Genomic DNA, 24,335 nt, shown 5'->3' with positions numbered 1-24,335 from the left:
GCTTGATGTGAAAGGAGGCGCACTGCGCGCCTCCTTTCTTCGACGGGTGCCGCGTGCTCAGTGCACGGCAGACATTTCCTTGTCCAGCCGGTCAGCCGGCACGGCGCCGGGCAAGCGGCGGCCGTCGGCGAGGAACACGGTCGGCGTGCCGTCGACATTCATCGCGTGGCCGAGCGCCAGGTTCTTGTCGATCGCGGCGGTGTCGCAGGTGCCGGCGGCGGTAGGCGCCTGATGATCCTGCATCCACGATTCCCACGCCTTCGCGCGGTCGGCCGAGCACCAGATCGACTTCGACTTGGCAGTCGAATCCGGCGACAGCACGGGGTACAGGAAGGTATAGACCGTGACGTTATCGATCGACTTGAGCGAGGTCTCGAGCTGCTTGCAATACGGGCAGTTCGGATCGGAGAACACGGCGATCTTGCGCGCGCCGTTGCCCTTTACGACCTTCACCGCATTCGCGAACGGCAGGCTCGCGAAGTCGATGCGGTTGGTTTCCGCCAGACGCGCTTCCGTCAGATTCTTGCGGGTCTTCGCGTCGACCAGGTCGCCGAGCATGAGGTAATCGCCATTCGCATCGCTATAGATGATCTGCGTGCCGAGATTCACTTCGTAGATGCCGGCGATCGGCGACTTCGTGACGCTCTTGATCGTCACGTCCGTCAGACGCGTTTGCAGGGTGGCTTTGAGCTTGTCGGTGGCCTGGTCGGCCTGTGCGGAGCAGCCGATTGCCACGGCAGCGATCGCAAGCACGGCGGCCGCGATGCGGAAGGATTTTTTCATGCTGAATTCCTGGAGTTCAATCGCGCCGTGAGGCGCGTTTTTTGGGACGTTTCTGGTCTGACCAGAATGATGTCCATCCGTTCATGATACCCGTCTCGCCGGCCGTGTATGCCGGCTCGGACGCATTACCCGAGCGCGGCCGACACCAGCCAGCGTTTGATGAACGGCTGCGCGCCGACAAACGCCATGCCGGTATTGCGCAGCACCTTGGCAAACGGACCGGGCGCCGAGAAGAGTTTTTGCAGGCCATCGGTAGCGATCATCAGCGCGCGGATGTCCTCACGGCGCGCGCGCTCGTAGCGGCGCAGCAGCACCATGTCGCCGAGATCGCGGAACGCTTCCTTGCCGGCGACCGTTTCGGCGAGCGCCGCGACATCGCGCAAACCGAGGTTCATGCCCTGGCCCGCCAACGGGTGAATCAGATGCGCGGCATCGCCAACCAGCGCGACATGCGGCGCCACGAGCTTATCGACGGTTTGCAGCGCGAGCGGGAAGCCTTGCGCGGGCGTCACGCATTCCAGCGCGCCGAACTGCTCGCCTGTCACGCGTTCGACTTCAGCCGCGAGTTGCGCCGGATCGAGCGCGAGCAATTGTTCGGCGTGCTCGGTGCGCGCCGACCAGACGAGCGACACGTGACCGTCCGGCATCGGCAGCAGCGCGATGATTTCGCCGTCCCTGAACCATTGATAGGCAGTTTCGCTATGCGGCTTTTCCGCCTTGAAATTCGCGACCACGCCGGTTTGCTTATAGTCGCGCCGGTCCATCTTCGAGCCGATCTGTGCGCGCACCCACGAATGCGCGCCGTCCGCGCCGACCACCAGATCGGCCTCGAGCACGTTGCCATTGGCAAGACCGACGCTCGCGCCATCCGCGGTAAAGTCCAGCGCCTGTGCGCGCGTGTCGATCCAGGTGAGATTCGGCTGGAAACGCAGCGCGGCATCCAGCGCGCGCTCGATCACCGACGACTCGACGATCCAAGCCAGTTGCGGCACGGACGCCTGAAACGCGGAGAAATGAAGTTCGGCATGCGCGTCACCATAGACGCGCATGTCATAAACGGGCCCAAGCTTTGACAGATCGAGCGCCTGCCAGACTCGCAACCGCTCCAGCAGCGCCTGTGAACTTGACGACAGCGCGTAGACCCGCGAGTCGAAGGTGGCGCCGGCGGCCAGCGCCGCGCAGGGTTGCGCGAGCAGCGCCACGCGCAGTCCGCCTTGCGTCAGCGCCAGCGCCGCGGTCTTGCCGACGAGCCCGCCACCGATCACGGCGGCATCAAAGGTCTGGTGGTGTGCGTTCATCCGCGCATTATAGCCGTGGGGGTTGCAGGGGACGGATCGAGCGCCCCGCTTTACCGCAGGCAGATCAAGAACCCCATCCGAACGGGTTACAATTGCGCTTTCCGTGACAAAACTCGCCCAGAATCGTCGAGGCAACGCCCCGATCTGGTGTCTTGTCCCGCTCCGCTGCACTCGCTTCGCCCCGCCAAACGCGAAGGCTTTCCGAATCCTGCACACAGCGTCGAGCGCATCACGCAACTTACTGATTCACTGAAGGATTTCCATGAGCCTCAAATGCGGCATCGTCGGCCTGCCTAACGTCGGCAAGTCCACCCTGTTCAACGCGCTGACCAAGGCGGGCATTGCCGCCGAAAACTATCCGTTCTGCACGATCGAGCCGAACGTTGGCATCGTCGAAGTGCCGGACGCGCGTCTGAAGGCGCTCGCCGAAATCGTCAAGCCGGAGCGCATCCTGCCGGCCGTGGTGGAATTCGTCGACATCGCCGGTCTCGTGGCCGGTGCGAGCAAGGGCGAAGGTCTCGGCAACCAGTTCCTCGCGAACATCCGCGAAACCGACGCGATCACGCACGTGGTGCGCTGCTTCGAAGACGAAAACGTGATTCACGTCGCGAACAAGGTCGATCCGCTGTCGGATATCGAAGTGATCAATACCGAGTTGGCGCTGGCCGACCTCGCGACCGTCGAAAAGGCGCTGTCGCGCTATTCGAAGGCCGCCAAGTCGGGTAACGACAAGGAAGCCATCAAGAACGCCGCGGTTCTGGAAAAAGTGCGCGCGCAGCTCGACCAGGCCAAGCCGGTCCGCGCGCTCGACCTGTCGGATGAAGAAAAGGCCACGCTCAAGCCGTTCTGCCTGATCACTGCCAAGCCGACCATGTACGTCGCCAACGTGAAGGACGACGGTTTCGAGAACAACCCGCACCTCGACGCAGTCACGAAGTTCGCGGCCGCCGAAGGCGCACCGGTCGTCGCCGTGTGCGCGGCGATCGAAGCGGAAATCGCCGACCTCGAAGAAGCGGACATGGAAGTGTTTCTCCAGGACATGGGCATGGAAGAACCAGGCCTGAACCGCGTGATTCGCGCCGGTTTCAAGCTGCTGGGCCTGCAAACCTACTTCACGGCCGGCGTGAAAGAAGTGCGCGCATGGACGATCCATATCGGCGACACAGCACCGCAAGCAGCGGGCGCGATTCACACCGACTTCGAGCGCGGCTTCATTCGCGCGCAGACCATCGCCTTCAACGACTTCATCACCTACAAGGGTGAACAAGGTGCGAAGGAAGCCGGCAAGATGCGTGCGGAAGGTAAGGAATACGTCGTCCACGACGGCGACGTGATGAACTTCCTGTTCAACGTCTGAGGCTTGGCCTCGGCCTTAGCGTAAGGCGCGGCGATTGGCAGAATGCCGGACGAACGTTAAGCATCGCCACACGCTGCATCTCCTCGAAAAGCCCGCTCAAAAGCGGGCTTTTTGTTTTACTGCGCGACCGCTCCATTACCTGCGACGCACTTGAGCGGCATCGGGATACCGTCCCTGACGGCCGCCATATGCGACGGCGAATCCGCGAGCACGGCATCGATCCCCAGACACGCGGCCGTCCGATAATCCGCCGCATCGTTCACCGCAATCGCCACGATCCGGACATCGGGCTTCTGCCGGAAGCAGGCAACGGTTGAAGGCGTCCATAGCGTTGCCTTCACATCCGAGCGGCCTTCGCCCAAGGTGAACTTCTCCGACACCGTCATCGCCCGATGCAGCTCGAACGCTGTCATTGCGTGTTCGGCAGGCGCATCCACACAGCCCTGATTCAGCAATACGCGCACGAGCCGCCCACGGGTCGCATCGCGCGATTCGAACAACTTCGCCTGCGGATAACCGGCGAAACTCTGCTGATAGTCCGCTTCGGTCGAATAGATCGACACGCGCGGCCACGCGCTTTCTTCGTCCAGAATGCGCGCCACCGCCTGCGCCTGTGGCGCGGCGGGCAACGCTTTCATATCGAGGATGACCGGCATGGCCGGCGGGATTGTGCGCAACGCTTCGCGCAAGGTGGGAATGCCGGCCGGGTGGTCGCGATAGGGATACGTGTCGCCTCGGCGAAAGCTCCAGCCGGCGTTCACACGCGCAAGTTCTGCCGCCGTGAATGCGGACACTGACCCCTTCGCGTCGGTCAACGCCGACAGATCGGCCGGACGGTACAGGACCGGCACGCCGTCCTTGCTCAGCTGAACCGTGAGCCACATTGCGTCGGCATGATGCGCGATCGACAGGCGAATCGCTTCGAGCGTGTTTTCGGGCGCGTCGCCTGTGCCGCCGCGATGGGCGATGATCTTCGGCAACGATGTCACCGTTGCTGGCCCATTGTTCGTCGCGGTGGGCGTCAGCGCACACCCCGCGAGCATGATGAGACTCGCTATCGAACCGCAAACCGTTAATCGTACTGAACTCAGCATCCGGAATCCTGATTAATAAACACTGATCAAACCTGCATGATTTCGCAAAGCTCCTGGCTCCTGGCTCCTGGCTCCTGGCTCCTGGCTCCTGGCTCCTGGCTCCTGGCTCCTGGCCATCATGCCCGTGGACGGACAGCCTGCGTTGCGTCGTGACGCCACACGTAGACGCCTTTCCAGACGCCTATTGTTTCTGTTCCGTGACAGCCGATGTTAAATTGCGGCTGTCGGCGCCTGTCAAAAGCGGGCATCCGCCAGGCAACTGACGCCGGACTGTCATCGAACACAAATAGAATCGCGCGATTCCCATCTGCGCACGTTCCAATCAGGAGATCAAATCGATGCGTTGCAAGCCGTTATTCCGTTCACTTTCCGTTGCCGCTGTGTTGAGCCTCGGCATTAGCCAGGCAGCCCATGCCGCCACTGAAATCCAGTTCTGGCACGCCATGGAAGCCGCTCTCGGCGAGCGTCTGAACGACATTGCCAACGCGTTCAACGCGTCGCAAAGCGACTACAAGATCGTACCGGTGTTCAAGGGCAGCTACGACCAGACCCTCGCCGCCGGCATCGCGGCCTACCGCAGCGGCAACGCGCCGGCCATTCTGCAGGTCTACGAAGTCGGCACCGCGACAATGATGCAGGCGAAGAAAGCCGTGATCCCGGTCTCGGAAGTGTTCAAGCAAGCCGGCGTACCGCTCGACGAAAAGGCCTTTGTGCCGACCATCGCCAGCTACTACAGCGACGCCAAAACCGGCGAACTGATCTCGATGCCGTTCAATAGCTCGACGCCGGTGTTGTACTACAACAAGGACGCCTTCAAGAAGGCCGGGCTCGATCCGAATCAGCCGCCGAAAACCTGGGCCGAATTGCAGGTGGACGCACAGAAGCTGAAGGCGTCGGGCATGACATGCGGTTATTCGTCGGGCTGGCAGAGCTGGATTCAGCTCGAAAACTATAGCGCCTGGCATGGCGCGCCGTTCGCATCGAAGAACAACGGGTTCGACGGCGCCGACGCGCAGCTCGAATTCAACAAGCCGCTGCAGGTCGCGCACATCCAGTTCCTGCAGAACATGCAGAAGGAAGGCACCTTCACGTACGTCGGCCGCAAAGACGAACCGGTGTCGAAGTTCTATAGCGGTGACTGCGGGATCATCACGAACTCGTCGGGCTCGCTTGCCACGATCAAGAAGTACGCGAAGTTTAATTTTGGTACCGGCATGATGCCGTACGACGCCAGCGTGAAGGGCGCGCCGCAGAATGCGATCATCGGCGGGGCAAGCCTGTGGGTACTGTCGGGTAAAGATCCGGCTGTATACAAGGGCGTGGCGAAATTCATGTCCTATTTGTCGTCGGCGCCGGTTGCCGCGAAGTGGCACCAGGACACCGGCTATCTGCCGGTCACGACCGCCGCGTATCAGTTGACCCAGCAGCAAGGCTTCTACGAGAAGAATCCGGGCAGCGATACCGCGATCAAGCAGATGCTTAATAAGCCGCCCCTGCCGTACACGAAGGGCTTGCGTCTGGGCAACATGCCGCAGATCCGCACGGTGATCGACGAAGAACTCGAACAGGTCTGGGCGGACAAGAAGACGCCGCAACAGGCACTCGATTCGTCGGTGTCGCGTGGCGACGAGTTGCTGCGCCGCTTCGAGAAAGCCGGTAACTAACCGGGCACCAGCCGACAGGTTTCGGTGCGTCCGCACCGAAACCTGTAGTTGTAGAAGAACCTCGGGAATTCTCAATGGAAAAGCGCTCCAGCTTCGGCACCAGCGTGCTGCCCTACCTGCTCGTCGCGCCGCAACTCCTGATCACGGTGCTGTTCTTTCTGTGGCCGGCAGGTGAAGCGCTGTGGCAATCCACGCAGAGTCAGGACGCGTTCGGCACGTCGAGCGAGTTTGTCGGGCTCGCCAATTTCAAGCAGTTGTTCGCCGATCCGCTTTACCTGTCGTCGTTCAATACGACGCTGATTTTCTGTGCGCTCGTCACCGTGTTCGGATTGGTGATTTCGCTTCTGCTGGCGGTCTGCGCGGATCGCGTGACACGCGGCGCCAAGGCTTATCAGACGCTGCTGATCTGGCCGTATGCGGTCGCGCCCGCGATCGCCGCCGTGTTGTGGTCGTTCCTGTTCAATCCGAGTATCGGCGTCATCACTTATGCGCTCGCGAAGTACGGCATCGTGTGGAATCACGCGTTGAACGCGGGACAGGCGATGTTTCTGGTAGTGCTGGCTTCGGTGTGGAAACAGGTCAGCTATAACTTTCTGTTCTTCTATGCCGGCTTGCAGGCGATTCCGCGTTCGCTGATCGAAGCGGCGGCCATCGACGGAGCCGGTCCGGTACGGCGCTTCTTCGGCATTGCCCTGCCGCTGCTCTCGCCAACCAGCTTCTTCCTGCTGGTGATCAATATCACCTACGCGTTCTTCGACACCTTCCCGGTGATCGATGCCGCCACCGGCGGCGGTCCGGCGCAGTCCACCCGCACGCTGATCTACAAGATTTTCGCCGAAGGCTTTCAGGGGCTGGACATCGGCAGTTCGGGCGCGCAGTCCGTCATCCTGATGGTCATCGTCGTCGCGTTGACGGTCGCGCAATTCCGCTTCATCGAACGCAGGGTTCAATACTCATGATCGAGAACCGACGCGGTTTCGACCTCTTCTGCCATGCGGTGCTGATTCTCGGCGTCGTGCTGGTGGTGTTTCCCGTGTACGTCGCGTTTTGCGCGGCCACGATGAGCGAGCATGAGGTGTTCAGCGTGCCGCTGTCTTTGGTGCCGAGTACACATCTGTTCGAAAACATCGCCACCGTCTGGACGCAGGGCAGCGGCAATGCGGCCGCGCCGTTCGGCCGCATGATATTCAACAGCCTCGTCATGGCACTGGTGATTTCGATCGGCAAGATCGCGATTTCGATGATCTCCGCGTATGCGATCGTGTTTTTCCGCTTTCCGTTTCGCAATCTGTCGTTCTGGCTGATCTTCATCACGCTGATGCTGCCGGTCGAAGTACGGATCTTTCCGACCGTGCAGGTTGTGTCGTCGATGCATTTGAGCAATACGTATAGCGGTTTGACCTTGCCGCTGATCGCGTCGGCCACCGCCACGTTCCTGTTCCGCCAGTTCTTCATGACGCTGCCTGACGAGTTGATGGAAGCGGCGCGCATCGACGGTGCGGGCGCGATGCGGTTCTTCTGGGACGTGGTGCTGCCGCTGTCGAAGACGAATATGGCGGCGCTCTTTGTCATCACGTTCATTTACGGCTGGAATCAGTATCTGTGGCCGATCCTGATTACGAGCCAGCAATCGCTGACCACGGCCGTGGTCGGCATCAAAAGCATGATCGCGTCCGGCGATACCGCAACCGAATGGCATCTCGTGATGACCGCGACGCTGCTTGCAATGCTGCCGCCGCTCGTCGTCGTGTTGACGATGCAGCGCTGGTTCGTGCGCGGATTAGTGGATTCGGAGAAGTAACTCGCGCAGCGTGGGCGAGTTTCGGCGTTGGACATGGAAAAAGAACACCGCGCAAAACGTGGCACGCGCGGCAAGCAACGATAAGGCTAAAACAGCATGGCTGCACTGACTCTGCAAGGCGTTAAAAAGACCTACGACGGCAAACAGTTCGTGTTGCACGGCATCGATGTGGACGTCTCGGACGGCGAGTTCGTCGTGATGGTCGGTCCGTCGGGTTGCGGCAAGTCGACCTTGCTGCGGATGGTGGCCGGGCTCGAAGGCATCTCCGACGGCACTGTCTCGATCTCCGGCAAAGTGGTCAATCGGCTGGAGCCGAAGGATCGCAACATCGCGATGGTGTTCCAGAACTACGCGCTGTATCCGCACATGAGCGTCGCCGACAATATGGGCTACGCGCTGAAGATCGCGGGCGTCGACCGCGCGCAGATTGCGAAGCGTGTGGACGCCGCGGCGCAGATTCTCGAACTTGGACCACTGCTCGCACGCAAGCCGCGCGAGTTGTCGGGCGGTCAACGGCAACGCGTCGCGATGGGTCGCGCGATCGTGCGCGAGCCGGCCGTGTTTCTGTTCGACGAACCGTTGTCCAATCTGGATGCCCGACTGCGCGTGCAGATGCGCCTCGAAATTCAGCGCCTCCACGCGCGGCTCGCCACCACCAGCCTGTACGTCACGCACGATCAGATCGAAGCGATGACGCTGGCGCAACGCGTGATCGTGATGAACAAAGGTCACGCCGAGCAGATCGGCGCGCCGACCGAGGTCTACGAGTGGCCGGCGACGGTGTTCGTCGCGAGCTTCATCGGCTCGCCGGGCATGAATCTGCTGGAAGGCCGGGTGTCGGATGACGGCTTGACGTTTGACGTGGCCGGTAACGGGCCGAAACTGCCGCTGGAGGGCGTGCCGTCGATTGGCCGGGAAGTTGCCAAGGGCCGCGAATGGACGCTCGGCATTCGCCCCGAGCACATGACGCCGGGTCAACCGGACACTGCGCACGCCACGTTGACCGTCGATTCCTGCGAACTGCTCGGCGCGGACAATCTCGTGCACGGCCACTGGGGCAAGCACGACGTGACCGTGCGGCTGCCGCACACGCATCGCCCCCCGGCTGGCGAAGCGCTGCAGGTCTCGCTGCCCGTGCAGCATCTGCATTTCTTCGATCCGGCGAGCGGACGGCGCGCGAACTGACGTCCCGCTTAAGCCAGACCCGACGTACCCAAAACAATAAAGACTTCAGGACCATGCAAGGCATTGCCTTCCACTGCTTGCGCCGGACAGCAGCGCTCACCGCTGCGCTGCTGTTCACCGCGACCTCGGCGTTCGCGTACGTCGCGCCCGGAACGTCGCCCGACGAAGCGAACCTCAGCAATCACAACACCTATACCAATCGCGACGGCAACACGGTGCACGCGCCTGCGCGCTCCCTTTCAGGCAAGGCGCCCGAAGGTGCGACCGCACGCTGCCGCGACGGCACCTACAGTTTCAGCCGGCATCGCAGCGGCACCTGTTCACGGCACGGCGGCGTAGCAGATTGGTTGTAACGGAGCGGGCGGCGGGCCGCTCCGTTTCCATTCGCGTTGCCGCCCCACCCTCGCCCCGAAGTACAATGCCATCTGCACAACCCGCCCGCGCGCGGGGCGTCGCGGGGTTCGACACCGCGCTCGACGCCGCGCCGGCCGGCGTCGGGCGCACTGCCTGACCAACACACCGATTACCCATCCACCCACGACCGCCCGCCCCCACGCGGCCGGCGTCGTCAACGTCTATTGCAAGCAAATGGCCCAATACGTCTTCACCATGAACCGGGTCGGCAAAATCGTGCCGCCCAAGCGTCAAATCCTGAAAGACATCTCGCTGTCGTTCTTCCCCGGCGCGAAGATCGGCCTGCTCGGCCTGAACGGCTCGGGCAAGTCGACGCTGATCCGCATCATGGCCGGTGTGGACAAAGATATCGAAGGCGAAGCCACGCCGATGCCGAACCTGAACATCGGCTATCTGCCGCAGGAACCGCAACTCGATCCGAACAAGACGGTGCGTGAAGCGGTCGAGGAAGGTCTCGGCGACGTCTTCGGCGCACAGAAGAAACTCGACGAAATCTACGCCGCCTACGCAGAACCGGACGCCGACTTCGACGCGCTCGCCGCCGAGCAGGCAAAGTACGAAGCGATCCTGGCCACCACTGACGGCAGCGCCGAACAGCAGATCGAAATCGCCGCCGACGCGCTGCGTCTGCCGGCGTGGGACGCCAAAATCGAACATCTGTCGGGTGGCGAAAAGCGCCGCGTGGCGCTCTGCAAGCTGCTGCTCGAAAAGCCGGACATGCTGCTGCTCGACGAACCGACCAACCACCTGGATGCGGAATCGGTCGACTGGCTCGAACAGTTCCTCACGCGCTTCCCGGGCACGGTCGTCGCCGTGACCCACGATCGCTACTTCCTCGATAACGCAGCCGAGTGGATTCTCGAACTCGACCGCGGCCACGGCATTCCGTGGAAGGGCAACTACAGCAGCTGGCTCGACCAGAAGGAAGAGCGCCTGAAGCAGGAAGAGTCGTCGGAATCGGCGCGTCAGAAGGCGATCAAGAAGGAACTGGAGTGGGTGCGCCAGAACCCGAAGGGCCGTCAGGCGAAGTCGAAGGCGCGTATTGCCCGCTTCGAGGAACTGAACAGCCAGGACTATCAGAAGCGCAACGAGACCTCGGAAATCTTCATCCCGGTCGGCGACCGCTTGGGTAACGAAGTGATCGAGTTCAAGAACGTCAGCAAGTCGTATGGCGACCGTTTGCTGCTTGACGACGTGAGCTTCAAGATTCCGGCGGGCGCGATCGTCGGCATCATCGGGCCGAACGGCGCCGGTAAGTCGACGCTGTTCCGCATGCTGACCGGCCGCGAACAGCCGGATTCGGGCGAGATCGTGCAAGGCCCGACGGTCAAGCTCGCCTACGTGGATCAAAGCCGCGACGCGCTCGACGGCTCGAAGACCGTGTTCGAAGAAATCTCCGGCGGTGCGGACGTGCTGACGGTCGGCAAGTACGAGACGCCTTCGCGTGCGTATATCGGCCGCTTCAACTTCAAGGGCGGCGACCAGCAGAAGACCGTCGGCAATCTGTCGGGCGGTGAGCGCGGCCGGCTGCATCTGGCGAAAACGCTGATCGCGGGCGGCAACGTGCTGCTGCTGGACGAACCGTCGAACGACCTGGACGTCGAAACGCTGCGCGCGCTCGAAGACGCTCTGCTCGAATTCGCCGGCTCCGTGATGGTGATTTCGCACGATCGCTGGTTCCTCGACCGGATCGCGACACACATCCTGGCGTTCGAAGGCGATTCGCAAATCACGTTCTTCGACGGCAACTACCAGGAATACGAAGCGGACAAGCGCGCCCGCCTCGGTGAAGAAGCTGCACGTCCGAAGCGTCTGCGTTACAAGCCGATTGCGCGATAAATCGCTGGTTTGGCGGCACGCTCGTTGGTTGATGAGCGGGCTGTTTTGCTGGTCTTTTTATTGCTGATGCTTTGCTGAGCGCCTGGTCGGCGCGTTTTGCCGGCCGGGTGTCTGGTCATTTTGCTCACCGTCCGTCGCACGCCACAATTGCCGTGCGCTTGCCGTGCATTTGCCGGCTATCCGGTAGGGCACACGCTTTGCGTGCCACAGCGTGATACACGTCGTCCCGGCGGGATGCAGGAACTCCGCCGTATCAAATAGCTGTGCGTCCAACGGGCGCGCACACCGGCCGATCACACCCACACCGCGCCAGGCGCGGCGACGAGGAGGCAAGCATGGCGATGTCGAAAGCCAGGCGCTGGGCCATTGCCGCAGGTGGCGTGCTGCTGGTGCTGATCGTCGTCGCGGTCGGTGCACTGCAGTTCGCGCAGCGCGAAGTCAAGGAACGCGTCATCGCGGCGCTCGGGCCATTGGGCAGTGCCGAAAGCATTCATGTCGGCCTCACTTCCGTCCATCTCACCAACGTTCTGCTCAAGGCGCCGCCGAACTGGCCCGCCGGCGATCCGCTACGCGCCGACGAAATTACCATCACGCCCGATATCCGCGATCTGCTCGCGCGGCGCATGCATATTCGTAGCGTGGTGGTGCGCGGCTTCGACATCGCCGTGTTGCGATCCAGGGACGGTGCGATCCGTCTGATGCCGAATCTGCGGCAATCGGTCAATGGCCCGATTAGCGGCTCGAACGATGATGAAGCCAGCGGCGCGGCCGCGTCCGGCTCCCGCGAAAAGCTGATCGATCACGTCAGCTTCGAGCAAGGCAACTTCCATTTCTACGATATGACGGTCGGCCCGCCGGCATTCAAAGTCACCGTCAGCAACGCCAACGCGACGGTCGATCACCTGCATCTGCCCGCGCTCTCCGAACCGACCAACGTCAACGTCACCGGCTCGATCAAGGGACCGACGCATACGGGCACCGTTTCGTTCGGCGGGTGGATCAAGATTGCCAGCAAGGATTCGCAGACCAACAGCACACTGCGCGGCGTCGATGTCGTGATGCTCGATCCGTACCTGCTGAAAAAAACCGGCGCGAAGGCGCAAGTGACGGGCGGCACGGTCGACCTGACGGTCGACTCGACGGTGCGTAACTATCAGTTGCATGCACCCGGCACGGTGACGATCCACCATCTGCAACTCGCCGACAACGAAAACCCGCTCGACACCTTCATGTCGATTCCGACCAAGGCCGCCATCGCCGCCCTCAAGACGCACAACGGCGACATCACGCTACATTTCGTACTGGACGGGAATTTGCGCGACCCGAAGTTTTCGGTGCAGGAAAGTCTGATGACGCGTCTTGGCGCCGGTTTTGCGAAGGCGATGGGCGTGAGCGTCGAAGGGGTGGCGAAAGGCGCCGGGGAGACCGTGAAAGGACTAGGTAACGCGTTGAAAAATCTGCTCGGTCAGTAAGCGGACTTGGGCCGACGCGGGCGGCGCAATTGAAGCGGAGACGTGCCACGTCGCCGCTTTGCTTTAACCACCATTAACCGCGATCCCCAGAACGCGGCATCTCGCCTTAGACCGGCAAACCCAACCCGCGCAGTCCTGCTTCCGTTTTTGCGGCGCTCGTGTGATGCACACCATGCCAGCCGAGTGCCGTCGCGGCCTCGGCGTTTTTCAGATTGTCGTCGATGAAGACGAGTTCGCCCGGCTGAATGCCCGGCAATTGCGCCTCGATCCGCTGACGCATTTCCGCGAAGATCGCCGGATCGGGCTTCACCAGCTTCACCCGGCCCGATACGACGATGTCGCGAAACCGCCGCAGCACCGGGAAATGCTCCCAAGCATAAGGAAACGTCTCCGCCGACCAGTTCGTGAGCCCAAAAAGCGGCACATTGGCCGCTTCGAGTTTTTCCATGAGCGCCACGCCCTCTTCCAGCACGCCAGGCACCATCTCGTGCCAGCGCTCGTAAAACGCGCGGATCAGTGGCGCGTGATCGGGAAACTTCGCGATCAGCTCGTTTGTCCCTTCGGCGATCGGCTGACCACCGTCCTGACGGATCACCCATTCCATCGAACAGACGTGCGTCAGAAACCAGCGGCGCTCCGTTTCGTCAGGGATCAACTGGCGATACAGATACTCGGGGCTCCAGTCGATCAGCACGCCGCCGAAATCGAACACGACTGCCTTGATGGCCATGCACGCTCCGTCAGTAAGCTCGTGGCGACGAGATCAATCAAATAGCCTGTGTACGCAACTCGAGCCACGCCTTGGCCTCGCCCGACACATGCGGCGACAGGCGCGTGCGCACCATCTCGTGATACCCATTGAGCCACGCGCGCTCGTCGTCACGCAGCAGCGACAGGTCGAGGCAGCGCGTATCGATCGGGCACAGCGTCAGCGTCTCGAACTTGAGGAAATCGCCGAACTCGGTTTTCTCCGCCGGCACGTTCAGCACCAGGTTCTCGATCCGCACACCCCACTGGCCCGGCCGGTAGATACCCGGCTCGACCGAGGTGATCATGCCTTCTTCCATCGCCGTCCACGGTTCGGCCGGCGCGTAGTGCGAGATCACCTGCGGGCCTTCGTGCACATTCAGAAAATAGCCCACGCCGTGACCGGTGCCATGACCGTAATCGGCGCCGGCTTCCCAGATCGGTGCGCGAGCGATCGCGTCGAGCATCGGCGAACGGATGCCGCGCGGGAATTTCGCGCGCGACAGCGCCATGGTGCCCTTCAGCACGATCGTGAAATCGCGCCGCTGCGCCTCGCTGATGGTGCCGACCGGTACGACGCGGGTGATGTCGGTCGTGCCGCTCAGATATTGCGCGCCCGAATCGATCAGCAACAGGCCGTTGCCCTCGATCACCGAATGCGCTTCATCGGTTGCGCGGTAGTGAGGCATCGCGCCGTTCGCGTTGAAGCCGGCGATCGTTGCAAAGCTCAGCGACACGAAACCCGGACGGCGTGCGCGGGCTGCCGTCAGCCGCTCGTCGATCGTCAGTTCGGTGATCGTTTCGCGGCCTAGCGCGCCTTCGAACCACGCGAAGAATTCGGCGAGCGCCGCGCCGTCCTGTTCCATCGTCTCGCGCACGTGCTCCGCTTCCGCCTCGGTCTTGCGCGACTTGAAGAACGTGGACGGATTGACCGCCTCGACGACGTTCACCGTGGACGGCACCGATTGCAGCGAGCCATAGGTAATGCGGCGCGGGTCGATCAGCAGCGTGCAGCCGGCCGGCAGCGCGGCCAGCGCATCTGCGGCCTTCGCGTAGGGCTCGACGCTGATGTTGTCGCGTGCGAGCGCGTCGGCCAGCGCTTGCGGCACCTTGCCGTCGGCGACGAAGAGCGACGCGCTTTCCGGACCGATCAGCGCGTGCGCCACGAACACCGGGTTATAGCTGACGTCCGCACCGCGCAGATTCAGAAGCCATGCGAGGTCGTCGAGCGTGGAAATGAAGTGCCACTGCGCGCCCTTCTCCGCCATCGCCCGGCGAATCTGTGCGAGCTTCTCGGAACGGGCGACGCTCGCGTGCGGCGCGGCATGCTCGAACACAGCGGCGGCGGGCAGCGATGGGCGCTGCGGCCAGATCGCGTCGAACAGATCGACGTCGGTGCGCAGCTTCACGCCGTGCGCAGTCAGCGCCTGGCTCAACGCACGTGCTGCCGACACGCCGAGCACGGCGCCGTCGACACCGACCGTGCTGCCGGTCGCGACGTTCTGCGCAAGCCATTCAAAATGCGGCGCGGTCTGCTGGCCGCCAGTCATCTTCATCAACTGAACGCCAGTGCCGGCCAGTTGCGCGTTGGCCTGTTCCCAATAGCGGCTGTCGGTCCACACGCCGGCGAAATCAGCGGTCACGACGAGCGTGCCGGCCGAGCCGGTAAAGCCCGACAACCACTGCCGGCCTTGCCAGCGCCCAGGCAGATATTCGGAAAGATGCGGATCTGCGGACGGCACCAGATAGGCGGCTACACCTTCGCGCGCCATCGCGTTGCGCAATGTCGCGAGCCGTTCGGGAATGGAGGAAGTTTCAGGAAGTCGGGCATTCATCGGAGTCACCTGCAAATATTCATCGACGGGAAAGCAAGCCGACCGTCACGGCAACGGCGACCAGCGCGATGGCGGTACATACCGGCCATTCGAGCGTATCGCCATCATGAAAAAGACCCACCACGTTGCCGGCCATGCGGGCGACACCCGCGCCCAGCACGCCCGTCAGGAGCGCCACCCACCACGGGGCACGGCTCGAACGGCGCAGCGGATGCAACCACCAGCCCGCCAGGCCGATCACGGCGCCCAGCACCAGGATTCCGGGCCACCCCATTAGCGGCAGGTCTCGCGCAGTTTCAGATTCGTCTCATGGGCGCAAGGAGCCAACACAGATAGCATTTTTGTCTCATTAACTATAGAGGTTCAGCACGGCGCTTTCCGCATAGCGGTTGAGTTTAGGGGTCGGGGTGATGTTAGGCAAGCTGCAAGCCTTACGGAGAAACCTAGCCCGGGTAATTGCCAAGCTGAAAGCGCGCCATGCGAATCGCCCTTATCGAGCCGGATTTACGGCACGCCACCCTGGTCGGCCGGCTAATTTTTGCCGGCGGCCATGCGTGCCAGCACTTCACAGCGAGCACACCGTTCCTGCATCGCGCCGCCGACGAATTCTTCGATCTTCTCATCACCGAAAACTGGGCCGGCGACCATTGCGCCGAAGACCTGATTCCGCGCGCCCGCTCGATCCTGCCGAATTTGCCGGTGATCGTGCTGCTGTCGGAGCCACGCGAAAGCCAGATTGTCGCCGCGCTCCATGCCGGCGCCGACGACTGCCTGACCAAACCGGTCCGCGGCCCGGAAATGCTGGCCCGGGTGGACGCGCTGCTGCGGCGCGCGACCTTGCGGCGGCCGCCCAACCGGCGGCGCGATACGATCGGCGGCTATGCGTTCGACGCAGCGCAATTCGTCGTTACCTTTCGTAATCAGACGGTCGCCCTGACGCCAAAGGAATTCCGCTTTGCGCTGCTGCTGTTTTCCAATCTGTCTCGGCCGGTGTCGCGCGCGCATATTCTCGAAACCGTCTGGACTCGCCGTCGCGACGTAAAGTCGCGCACCGTCGACACCCACGCGTCGCGGGTTCGGACCAAATTGCAGTTGCGCCCGGAACTCGGGTATTGCCTGACACCGCTCTACGGCTACGGCTATCAACTCGACGCGATCCCGCCGGAAGCCATTGTGGAGGCCGGATGACGCGCGCAGAATGAAAGAATCGTGGAAACGCTATAATATTGGGCTAAACCATAGCTCCCCATATGCAGCTTCTAACGATCGGAATCAATCACCACACTGCGCCTGTCGCCTTGCGCGAACGCGTGGCGTTTCCGCTCGAACAGATCAAGCCTGCACTGGACACCTTCAAGAGCGTCTGGCTCGGCCGCACCGCCCGCACGGCGCCGGAAGCGGCAATTCTGTCCACCTGTAACCGTACCGAACTCTACTGCGCGACCGACGACCAGGCCGCGCGTGAAGCCGCGATCCAGTGGTTCTCGAAGTACCACAACCTGCCCGTCGACGAACTCGCGCCGCATGTCTACGCGCTGCCGCAGTCGGAAGCCGTGCGCCACGCGTTCCGCGTCGCCTCGGGGCTCGACTCGATGGTGCTGGGCGAAACGCAAATCGTCGGACAAATGAAGGACGCGGTGCGCACCGCATCTGAGGCCGGCGCGCTCGGCACCTATCTGAACCAGTTGTTCCAGCGCACCTTCGCCGTGGCGAAGGAAGTGCGCAGTACAACGGAAATCGGCGCGCAGTCGGTTTCCATGGCGGCAGCCGCCGTGCGGCTCGCCCAGCGGATTTTCGACAAGATTTCAAACCAGCGCTTGCTGTTCATCGGCGCGGGCGAAATGATCGAGTTGTGCGCTACGCACTTCGCAGCGCAGCAGCCACGCGAACTCGTCGTGGCCAATCGCACGGCCGAGCGCGGCACCCGCCTCGCCGAACGCTTCAACGGCCGGGCCATTCCGCTCTCGGAACTGCCCACCCGCATGCATGAGTTCGACATCATCGTGTCGTGCACCGCGTCCACCTTGCCGATCATCGGGCTGGGCGCCGTCGAGCGGGCTGTGAAAGCGCGCCGTCACCGGCCGATTTTCATGGTCGATCTGGCCGTGCCGCGCGATATCGAACCCGAAGTCGGCAAGCTCGAAGACGTTTTCCTGTACACCGTCGACGATCTCGGCGCGATCGTGCGCGAAGGCAATGCGTCGCGGCAAGCCGCGGTCGCGCAGGCCGAGGCGATCATCGAAACGCGTGTGCAGAACTTCATGCAATGGCTCGACGCACGCAGCATCGTGCCGGTGATCCGTCACATGCATACACAGGCCGACGTGCTGCGTCGCGCCGAAGTCGAACGCGCGCAGAAAATGCTCGCACGCGGCGAGGACCCGGCAGCGGTGCTCGAAGCGTTGTCGCAATCGCTCACCAACAAATTGATCCACGGCCCCACGCACGCGCTCAATCGCGCGAGCAGCGAGAACCGTGACACGCTTATCGAATTGATGAGCGGTTTCTACAAACACTCCGGTTCTACGGAGCGTTAGCGGCGCAGCCACCGCCGCACCGTCCGCGCCACACTGAGTGGCCCGCGACATGCTTCTGACCAGGGCATCTGCCCACTCCCCTAGTCGTCGTCTTTGCCGGAGTCCGCTCCGATACCCGTCCGATGAAAACGAGCATGCAACGCAAGCTCGACCAGCTCACTACCCGGCTGGCCGAACTGAACGACCTGTTGAGCCGCGAGGACATCACCTCGAATCTCGACCAATACCGCAAGCTCACGCGTGAACACGCCGAGCTCGGGCCGGTTGTGGAGCATTACGCGCTGTGGCGCCTGGCGATGAACGACGCGGCGACCGCGCAGGAACTGCTGGCGGACACGTCGATGCGCGACTTCGCGGAAGAGGAAATTCGCGCGGCGCGCGAGCGGATGGAAAAACTCGGCGCGGAATTGCAAAAAATGCTGTTGCCGAAAGACCCGAACGACGATCGCAACATCTTCCTCGAAATCCGCGCCGGTACCGGCGGCGACGAATCCGCGCTGTTCGCGGGCGATTTGCTGCGCATGTACCTGCGCTTTGCCGAGCGTAATCGCTGGCAAGTGGAAATGATGTCGGCGAGCGAATCGGACCTTGGCGGCTACAAGGAAGTGATCGTACGAATCGCTGGCGAAGCGGCCTATTCCAAGCTCAAGTTCGAGTCGGGCGGCCATCGCGTGCAACGCGTGCCGGCCACCGAAACGCAGGGCCGCATTCACACGTCGGCGTGCACGGTCGCGGTGATGCCGGAAGCGGACGAAATCGGCGAAGTCGAAATCAATCCGGCCGATCTGCGCATCGACACGTTCCGCGCGTCCGGCGCGGGCGGGCAGCACATCAACAAGACCGATTCGGCCGTGCGGGTGACGCACTTGCCAACGGGCATCGTCGTCGAATGTCAGGACGACCGGTCGCAGCACAAGAACAAGGATCGTGCGCTGAAGGTGTTGGCGGCACGCATCAAGGACAAGCAGTCGCACGAGCAGCAGGCGAAGGAAGCCGCAACCCGCAAGAGCCTGATCGGTTCTGGCGACCGCTCGGAGCGGATTCGCACCTACAACTTCCCGCAAGGGCGTCTGACGGACCATCGGATCAATCTGACGCTATATCGCCTCGACGCGATCATGGATGGCGATCTCGACGAACTGATCGCGGCGCTCGTCAGCGAGCATCAGGCCGAGTTGCTGGCATCGCTGGGCGACGCGGACTAAGCGCGGATGGCTCCGGTCACGCCAGCAGCGCTATTGCGCGCCTCGCCACTGCCGTCGCTCGAAGCGCGGATTCTGCTCACGCACGTGCTGGGCTGGCGGCATACGCAATTGATTACGCGCAGCGATGAGACGCTCGACGGCTCAATAGTCGAACGATACCGGGCCCTGGAAGGGCGGCGTGTCGCCGGCGAGCCGGTGGCGCAACTGGTCGGCGCGCGCGAATTTTTCGGGCTTGATTTCGAAGTGACACCGGACGTGCTGATTCCGCGTCCCGAAACCGAACTGCTGGTCGAAACGGCGCTGGCCGCGATGGAAAACATCTCGCGCCCGCGCGTACTCGATCTGGGCACCGGCACCGGAGCAATCGCCGTGGCCATCGCGTCGATGCGGCCCGATGCGCAGGTCTGGGCGCTGGATCGTTCCGCTGAAGCACTGGCGGTAGCCACGCGCAACGCCGCGCGTCTGCTGGATGCCAAACGCCCCGGCGGACTCGTGGACCTGCAGCAAAGCGACTGGTACGGCTCGCTAGACGCAGCATTGCGCTTTGACGTGATCGTCAGCAACCCGCCGTACATCGCGAGCGGCGATCCGCATCTGTTGGAAGGCGATCTGCGCTTCGAGCCGCGCGGCGCGCTCACCGACGAAGCCGATGGACTCAGCGCGATCCGCAAGATCGTCGCGGGCGCGCCCACACGCCTGGCCGCCAATGGCGTATTGTGGATCGAACACGGGTACGATCAGGCGGAAGCCGTGCGCGACCTGCTGACGGCAGAGGGTTTTACGCAAGTCCGCTCGGAGCAGGATCTCGCCGGCATCGAGCGAATCAGCGGCGGACGCTGGCCCGGCTTACCTCGATGAATGGCCCTAATCGCCGAAGTGGCAAAGCGGCCCTCGGCCGGTGTTACCGAAATCCGCTATCATTTCAGCCTATTCCCTACACATAACGGAACCGCAAGGTCAGTCATGGATACGCAACAACGCATCAAGCAAATCGTCGACGAAAACAACGTCGTGCTCTTCATGAAGGGCACCGCCCAGTTCCCGATGTGCGGCTTTTCCGGCCGCGCCATCCAGATCCTGAAGGCATGCGGCGTCGGCGAAATCAAAACCGTCAACGTGCTCGAAGACGACGAAGTCCGCCAGGGCATCAAGCAGTTCTCGAACTGGCCGACCATTCCGCAGCTGTACGTGAAGGGCGAATTCGTCGGCGGCTCGGACATCATGATGGAAATGTACGAATCGGGCGAACTGCAGCAACTGTTCGCCGCGGCTTAAAGAGCCGCTGTCCGAACCTTTGTTGTCCTCCGATAAGGCGCCGCGAGCCATGGAAACACGTGCTGCGACGCCGCGCCGGCTGATCGTCGCGATTACCGGCGCGACCGGCGCCATTTACGGCATCCGGTTGCTCGAGACGTTGCGCCGGGTGGGCGGCGTCGAGAGCCATCTGCTGATTTCGAGCGCCGGCTGGCTCAATATCCAGCACGAACTCCAGCTAAGCAAAGAAGACGTGCATCCGCTCGCGGATGTCGTCCATTCGGTGCGCGACGTCGGCGCAAGTATCGCGTCCGGCTCGTTTGCAACCGATGGCATGGTGGTCGCGCCGTGCTCGATGAAGACGCTGGCAAGCGTCGCACACGGTCTTTCCGACAACCTGATCACCCGCGCCGCCGATGTCACGCTCAAAGAGCGCCGCCGGCTCGTGCTGCTCGTGCGTGAAACGCCGTTAAACCTCGCGCATCTGCGCAATATGACGGCCGTCACCGAAATGGGCGGCGTGATCTTTCCGCCCTTGCCCGCTTTCTATAACCAACCGACGACGATCGACGAAATGGTCGATCACACGGTGGCACGCGTGCTGGATCTATTCGCGTTGGGACCGGCCTTGTCGCCGGCGTGGCAAGGTTTGCGCGACGCGCAGGAATAGTTCGCAGGACCACCTACCGCCGCCGCGCTTAACGCGCACGCAGGCAGGCCCCATGCATTGCCACGACCTAACGAGCGGCGCGCCACAACCGCTCCAGCGTCATTAACAATACCGGCGACACAATCAATTCCGTTTTCACCCGTTTATCAAACGCAGGTACGGACCTATATTGATAGCAACCCTACTTCCGCGCCGCGTTCCCGCGGCGGCGTTGCTACCATGAATCGCTTACCGTCGCTCTACCTCTCCCACGGCGCACCTACGCTGCCGATCGACCCTTCCTTGCCGTCCGCCGAATTCGGCGCACTGTCGGCGCAATTGCCCCGCCCTGAGAGCGTGCTGATGCTGTCAGCCCATTGGGGCACGGCGCAACCGGTGGTGAGCACGTCCACGGCGCCTGAGACCATTCACGATTTCTACGGCTTCCCGCGTCAGTTGTATGAGATTCAGTACCCGGCTCCCGGCGCGCCCGATGTGGCGCGCCGTGCCGCGGTGCTGCTCGGCGAACACGGCATCCTCACCGACGCCCAGCCGCACGGGCTCGACCACGGCGCGTGGGTGCCGATGCTGTTGATGTTCCCGGAAGCCGACATCCCAGTCGCGCAACTGTCGATCCAGCCGCATATGGATGCCGCCCATCATTTCCGGGTGGGCCGCGCGCTACGCTCGCTGAAAGAAGACGGCGTGATGGTGATCGGCTCGGGCCAGATCACACACAACCTGCGCGCAGCGGATTTTTCCGCACGTCCGGGCGATGCCGATCCGCGTGTGGCCGAGTTCACCGACTGGTTCGAGGCCAAGCTTGCCGCGCACGACATCGATGCGTTGCTCGACTACCGCCGCCAGGCGCCGCACGCGGTGCTGATGCATCCGACCGACGAGCACTTGTTACCCGTGTTCGCGGCCCTAGGTGCGGCGGACGACGATTATTCGCTGGCGATTCAGTCGCTCGGCACTTATCAGCGCTCGCTCGCCATGACGAATTACGTATTCGGCACCGCCTGACTCGACGCTAGCGAAACGCCGAACCAAGGCCAAAGCGCCGCCAAGAAAAAAGCCCGCCTGAGCAACTCAGGCGGGCTTTTTTGTACTGTGCCGAATCATGACGATCCGGCGGAAGGCTCAGCGCAGCAACTTAGTGTGCGCCCATGCCCTCAAGCACTTCGTCGTGCGTCTGACGTTCTTCGAGGTATTCCGAACGGTAGCCGCTATGCACGCCCCAGTAGTAGAACACCAGCGAGAAGACGGCCACCACCAGCATGTCCCAGCCGTACGGCAGGACGCCGTGGCCGCCAAACTCCTTGCTGCCGATCAGCGACAGAATCGCCATCACCGGCAGGTAGGCCACGAGCCACCATGCAGCCTTCAGGTCACGCCCCCAGCCGCCAAAACCCGACTTCGCCTGGAAGTAGAAGTAGACCGGCAGCGCGACGACCATCAAGAGAATGATTTCGCCGGTCAGCGGCCACTTCGCCCAATACAGGATCAGCGACGCGCATACGAAAGCGAACGGCGCAATGAACTTCATGCCCGGAATGTGCAGCGGGCGCTCGAGATCCGTTGCCGCGCGGCGCAGCGCCATCAGGCTGATCGGGCCAGTCAGGTACGAGATCACGGTCGCGACCGAGATCACCGCTGCCAACGAACTCCAGCCGCGGAAGAAGAACAGGAAAATAAACGACACCAGCAGGTTGAACCACATCGCCTGACGCGGCACGCCGTAGAACGGGTGCACGTTGCCGAACATCTTCGGCATCGTGTTGTTGCGCTCCATCGCGTAGATCATGCGGGTGGTGGTCGCCATGTAAGTCGTGCCGGTACCGCTCGGGCTGACGAACGCGTCGACGTACAGCAGGATAGCCAGCCAGTTCAGGTTCAGCGCGATCGCCAGTTCCGCAAACGGCGAAGCGAAGTTGAAGTGGCTCCAGCCCTTCATGACGTCGGCCGGGTTCACCGCGCCGATGTACGCGATCTGCAGCAGCACGTAGATCACCAGCGCCAGCAGGATCGAGCCGATCACCGCGAACGGCACGCTCTTCGCCGGATTGCGCGCCTCACCGGCGAGGTTGATCGGGCTCTGGAAGCCGTTGAAGGCGAACACGATGCCGCTCGTCGACACTGCGGTCAGCACAGCCGACCAGCCGTACGGCGCAAAGGTGCTCACTTCGCCGAAGTTTTCCTTGTGGAAGCCCGTCAGCATCAGACCGGCGATCGTCGCGCCCGGAATCAGGAACTTGAAGACCGTGATCGCCGAATTGGCGCGAGCGAACAGCTTGACGCCCCAGTAATTCAGCAGGAAGTAAATGATCACGAGGGCCGCGGACAGCAATAGCCCATTAGTCGTTAATGACCCATCCACGAATAGCGCATGCGCCCATGGATACGGCCAGGTACTCATATATTGAATGGATGCTTCAGCCTCGATTGGAATCACCGAGACAATGGCGATCCAGTTGGCCCATGCACTGATGAACCCAACCAGCGCGCCGTGCGAATAGCGCGCGTAACGCACCATGCCGCCGGACTCCGGGAACATTGCGCCGAGTTCTGCGTAGGTCAAGGCAATCGCGAGAATCACCACCGCGCCAATGACCCATGCACAAATGGCAGCCGGCCCGGCAATTTTTGCAGCCTTCCACGCGCCGAACAGCCAGCCCGATCCGATGATCGAACCCAAGCCGGTCAGCAGTAACGCGACCGGTCCGATGTTCCGTTGTATAGAACTTTTCACATCTTCTCCTGTGTCGACCAGAGTTAGCGCTTTGGCGATCGGCCGGAGTTGGCGCTTTAACGCTTACTCAGGCTCCATGCAAAGCACTGGCTCCGGTCCCGTGCAGATTGCATCAGAACCATGTCGGCACCGCGTCACATCGCTTGTGGCGTTGCGGACGGGTGACGCGCATGCGTGCGCGACGGACCAGAATCAGGTGCAACCGACGCGCGGCGCGTAGTTTAACGGTTGCACCCGGCCGTTGCAGCGAAACTAAGGGTTCTCCCTAGCAAAATTCTCCGACGAATAGCAAGCTTTGTAAGCAATTTCTACGCCAATCCGCCGAAATCTTGTAAAGTTGGGACAAGAGTGTTGACCTTCGCCCGAAATCGCCGTATAACGTTCGGGCAGGATTTCAAGCGGCGAGTGAATTGGTCTTTCGTAGTTCGCCCATCAACGGTACTCCGGTT

At 62.3% G+C, this 24,335-nt stretch carries 22 protein-coding genes; 15 read left to right on the top strand and 7 right to left on the bottom strand.

Annotated elements, in window-relative coordinates; all coding sequences use genetic code 11:
• Positions 1 to 57: 57 nt before the first annotated feature.
• Together R8871_RS33060 and R8871_RS33055 are read right to left on the bottom strand one after the other, a co-directional pair.
• Positions 58 to 783: a DsbC family protein gene (locus tag R8871_RS33060; protein WP_175054157.1), complete on the bottom strand. Its 726-nt coding sequence runs from the start codon at positions 781 to 783 to the stop codon at positions 58 to 60.
• Positions 784 to 908: 125 nt separating this feature from the next.
• Positions 909 to 2,081 (bottom strand): UbiH/UbiF family hydroxylase, encoded by a 1,173-nt coding sequence (locus tag R8871_RS33055; RefSeq protein WP_175054156.1) that lies wholly within the window; start codon positions 2,079 to 2,081, stop codon positions 909 to 911.
• A gap of 262 nt (positions 2,082 to 2,343) precedes the next feature.
• Here R8871_RS33055 and ychF point away from each other — a divergent pair, with 262 nt between their 5' ends.
• Positions 2,344 to 3,438, top strand: a complete 1,095-nt coding sequence (gene ychF, locus R8871_RS33050) for a redox-regulated ATPase YchF (protein WP_175054155.1) — start codon at positions 2,344 to 2,346, stop codon at positions 3,436 to 3,438.
• Between the two features lie 116 nt (positions 3,439 to 3,554).
• Here the strand turns inward: ychF and R8871_RS33045 are convergent, their stop codons facing one another.
• Positions 3,555 to 4,532 (bottom strand): glycerophosphodiester phosphodiesterase family protein, encoded by a 978-nt coding sequence (locus tag R8871_RS33045; RefSeq protein ID WP_175054154.1) that lies wholly within the window; start codon positions 4,530 to 4,532, stop codon positions 3,555 to 3,557.
• Positions 4,533 to 4,870: 338 nt separating this feature from the next.
• Between R8871_RS33045 and ugpB the strand changes: the two genes are divergently transcribed.
• The 7 genes from ugpB (at position 4,871) to R8871_RS33010 (ending at position 12,907) form a co-directional block, all read left to right on the top strand.
• On the top strand, positions 4,871 to 6,196 hold the full coding sequence (gene ugpB, locus R8871_RS33040) for a sn-glycerol-3-phosphate ABC transporter substrate-binding protein UgpB (RefSeq protein ID WP_172312228.1): 1,326 nt from the start codon (positions 4,871 to 4,873) through the stop codon (positions 6,194 to 6,196).
• Positions 6,197 to 6,270: 74 nt separating this feature from the next.
• Entirely contained in the window at positions 6,271 to 7,155 is an 885-nt protein-coding gene (gene ugpA / locus R8871_RS33035; RefSeq protein WP_175054153.1) for a sn-glycerol-3-phosphate ABC transporter permease UgpA, read from the top strand.
• Complete coding sequence (ugpE, locus tag R8871_RS33030) at positions 7,152 to 7,997, top strand: sn-glycerol-3-phosphate ABC transporter permease UgpE (RefSeq protein WP_175054152.1); 846 nt, start codon at positions 7,152 to 7,154, stop codon at positions 7,995 to 7,997. Before ugpA ends, ugpE begins: the two co-directional genes overlap by 4 nt.
• Before the next feature lie 96 nt (positions 7,998 to 8,093).
• Positions 8,094 to 9,182, top strand: a complete 1,089-nt coding sequence (locus tag R8871_RS33025) for a sn-glycerol-3-phosphate import ATP-binding protein UgpC (protein WP_175054151.1) — start codon at positions 8,094 to 8,096, stop codon at positions 9,180 to 9,182.
• A gap of 53 nt (positions 9,183 to 9,235) precedes the next feature.
• Positions 9,236 to 9,535 carry a DUF3761 domain-containing protein gene (locus R8871_RS33020; protein WP_175054150.1) on the top strand — a complete coding sequence of 100 codons (300 nt, stop codon included), beginning with the start codon at positions 9,236 to 9,238 and terminating at the stop codon, positions 9,533 to 9,535.
• A gap of 235 nt (positions 9,536 to 9,770) precedes the next feature.
• Entirely contained in the window at positions 9,771 to 11,435 is a 1,665-nt protein-coding gene (gene ettA / locus R8871_RS33015) for an energy-dependent translational throttle protein EttA (protein WP_093643520.1), read from the top strand.
• A gap of 335 nt (positions 11,436 to 11,770) precedes the next feature.
• Positions 11,771 to 12,907 carry a DUF748 domain-containing protein gene (locus R8871_RS33010; RefSeq protein ID WP_175054149.1) on the top strand — a complete coding sequence of 379 codons (1,137 nt, stop codon included), beginning with the start codon at positions 11,771 to 11,773 and terminating at the stop codon, positions 12,905 to 12,907.
• 106 nt (positions 12,908 to 13,013) lie between these two features.
• Here R8871_RS33010 and R8871_RS33005 read toward each other — a convergent pair whose 3' ends face one another.
• The 3 genes from R8871_RS33005 to R8871_RS32995 are packed head-to-tail and all read right to left on the bottom strand — an operon-like array spanning position 13,014 to position 15,763.
• On the bottom strand, positions 13,014 to 13,637 hold the full coding sequence (locus R8871_RS33005) for an HAD family hydrolase (RefSeq protein WP_175054148.1): 624 nt from the start codon (positions 13,635 to 13,637) through the stop codon (positions 13,014 to 13,016).
• A 37-nt stretch (positions 13,638 to 13,674) separates the two neighbouring features.
• Positions 13,675 to 15,489: an aminopeptidase P family protein gene (locus R8871_RS33000; protein WP_175054147.1), complete on the bottom strand. Its 1,815-nt coding sequence runs from the start codon at positions 15,487 to 15,489 to the stop codon at positions 13,675 to 13,677.
• Between the two features lie 19 nt (positions 15,490 to 15,508).
• Entirely contained in the window at positions 15,509 to 15,763 is a 255-nt protein-coding gene (locus R8871_RS32995) for a hypothetical protein (RefSeq protein WP_097390512.1), read from the bottom strand.
• Between the two features lie 203 nt (positions 15,764 to 15,966).
• Between R8871_RS32995 and R8871_RS32990 the strand changes: the two genes are divergently transcribed.
• The 7 genes from R8871_RS32990 (at position 15,967) to R8871_RS32960 (ending at position 22,160) form a co-directional block, all read left to right on the top strand.
• Entirely contained in the window at positions 15,967 to 16,677 is a 711-nt protein-coding gene (locus tag R8871_RS32990) for a response regulator transcription factor (protein ID WP_175054146.1), read from the top strand.
• A 62-nt stretch (positions 16,678 to 16,739) separates the two neighbouring features.
• Positions 16,740 to 18,026 (top strand): glutamyl-tRNA reductase, encoded by a 1,287-nt coding sequence (hemA, locus tag R8871_RS32985; RefSeq protein WP_175054145.1) that lies wholly within the window; start codon positions 16,740 to 16,742, stop codon positions 18,024 to 18,026.
• A 122-nt stretch (positions 18,027 to 18,148) separates the two neighbouring features.
• Positions 18,149 to 19,231, top strand: a complete 1,083-nt coding sequence (gene prfA / locus R8871_RS32980) for a peptide chain release factor 1 (RefSeq protein ID WP_175054144.1) — start codon at positions 18,149 to 18,151, stop codon at positions 19,229 to 19,231.
• Positions 19,232 to 19,237: 6 nt separating this feature from the next.
• Positions 19,238 to 20,089 (top strand): peptide chain release factor N(5)-glutamine methyltransferase, encoded by an 852-nt coding sequence (gene prmC, locus R8871_RS32975; protein ID WP_175054143.1) that lies wholly within the window; start codon positions 19,238 to 19,240, stop codon positions 20,087 to 20,089.
• Between the two features lie 105 nt (positions 20,090 to 20,194).
• Positions 20,195 to 20,506 carry a Grx4 family monothiol glutaredoxin gene (gene grxD / locus R8871_RS32970; protein WP_012434475.1) on the top strand — a complete coding sequence of 104 codons (312 nt, stop codon included), beginning with the start codon at positions 20,195 to 20,197 and terminating at the stop codon, positions 20,504 to 20,506.
• Between the two features lie 49 nt (positions 20,507 to 20,555).
• A complete protein-coding gene (locus R8871_RS32965; RefSeq protein ID WP_175054142.1) occupies positions 20,556 to 21,155 on the top strand; it encodes a UbiX family flavin prenyltransferase in 600 nt (199 codons plus the stop codon).
• Positions 21,156 to 21,374: 219 nt separating this feature from the next.
• Positions 21,375 to 22,160 (top strand): DODA-type extradiol aromatic ring-opening family dioxygenase, encoded by a 786-nt coding sequence (locus R8871_RS32960; RefSeq protein ID WP_175054141.1) that lies wholly within the window; start codon positions 21,375 to 21,377, stop codon positions 22,158 to 22,160.
• Between the two features lie 130 nt (positions 22,161 to 22,290).
• Here R8871_RS32960 and R8871_RS32955 read toward each other — a convergent pair whose 3' ends face one another.
• Positions 22,291 to 23,886, bottom strand: coding sequence for an APC family permease (locus tag R8871_RS32955; RefSeq protein WP_175054140.1), 1,596 nt, complete (start codon positions 23,884 to 23,886; stop codon positions 22,291 to 22,293).
• Positions 23,887 to 24,335: the final 449 nt, after the last annotated feature.

It is taken from the genome of Paraburkholderia sediminicola (assembly GCF_902859805.1).
In the GTDB taxonomy this organism is placed as follows: Bacteria; Pseudomonadota; Gammaproteobacteria; order Burkholderiales; family Burkholderiaceae; genus Paraburkholderia; species Paraburkholderia sediminicola.
This window is presented reverse-complemented; position numbering and strand designations above follow the sequence as displayed.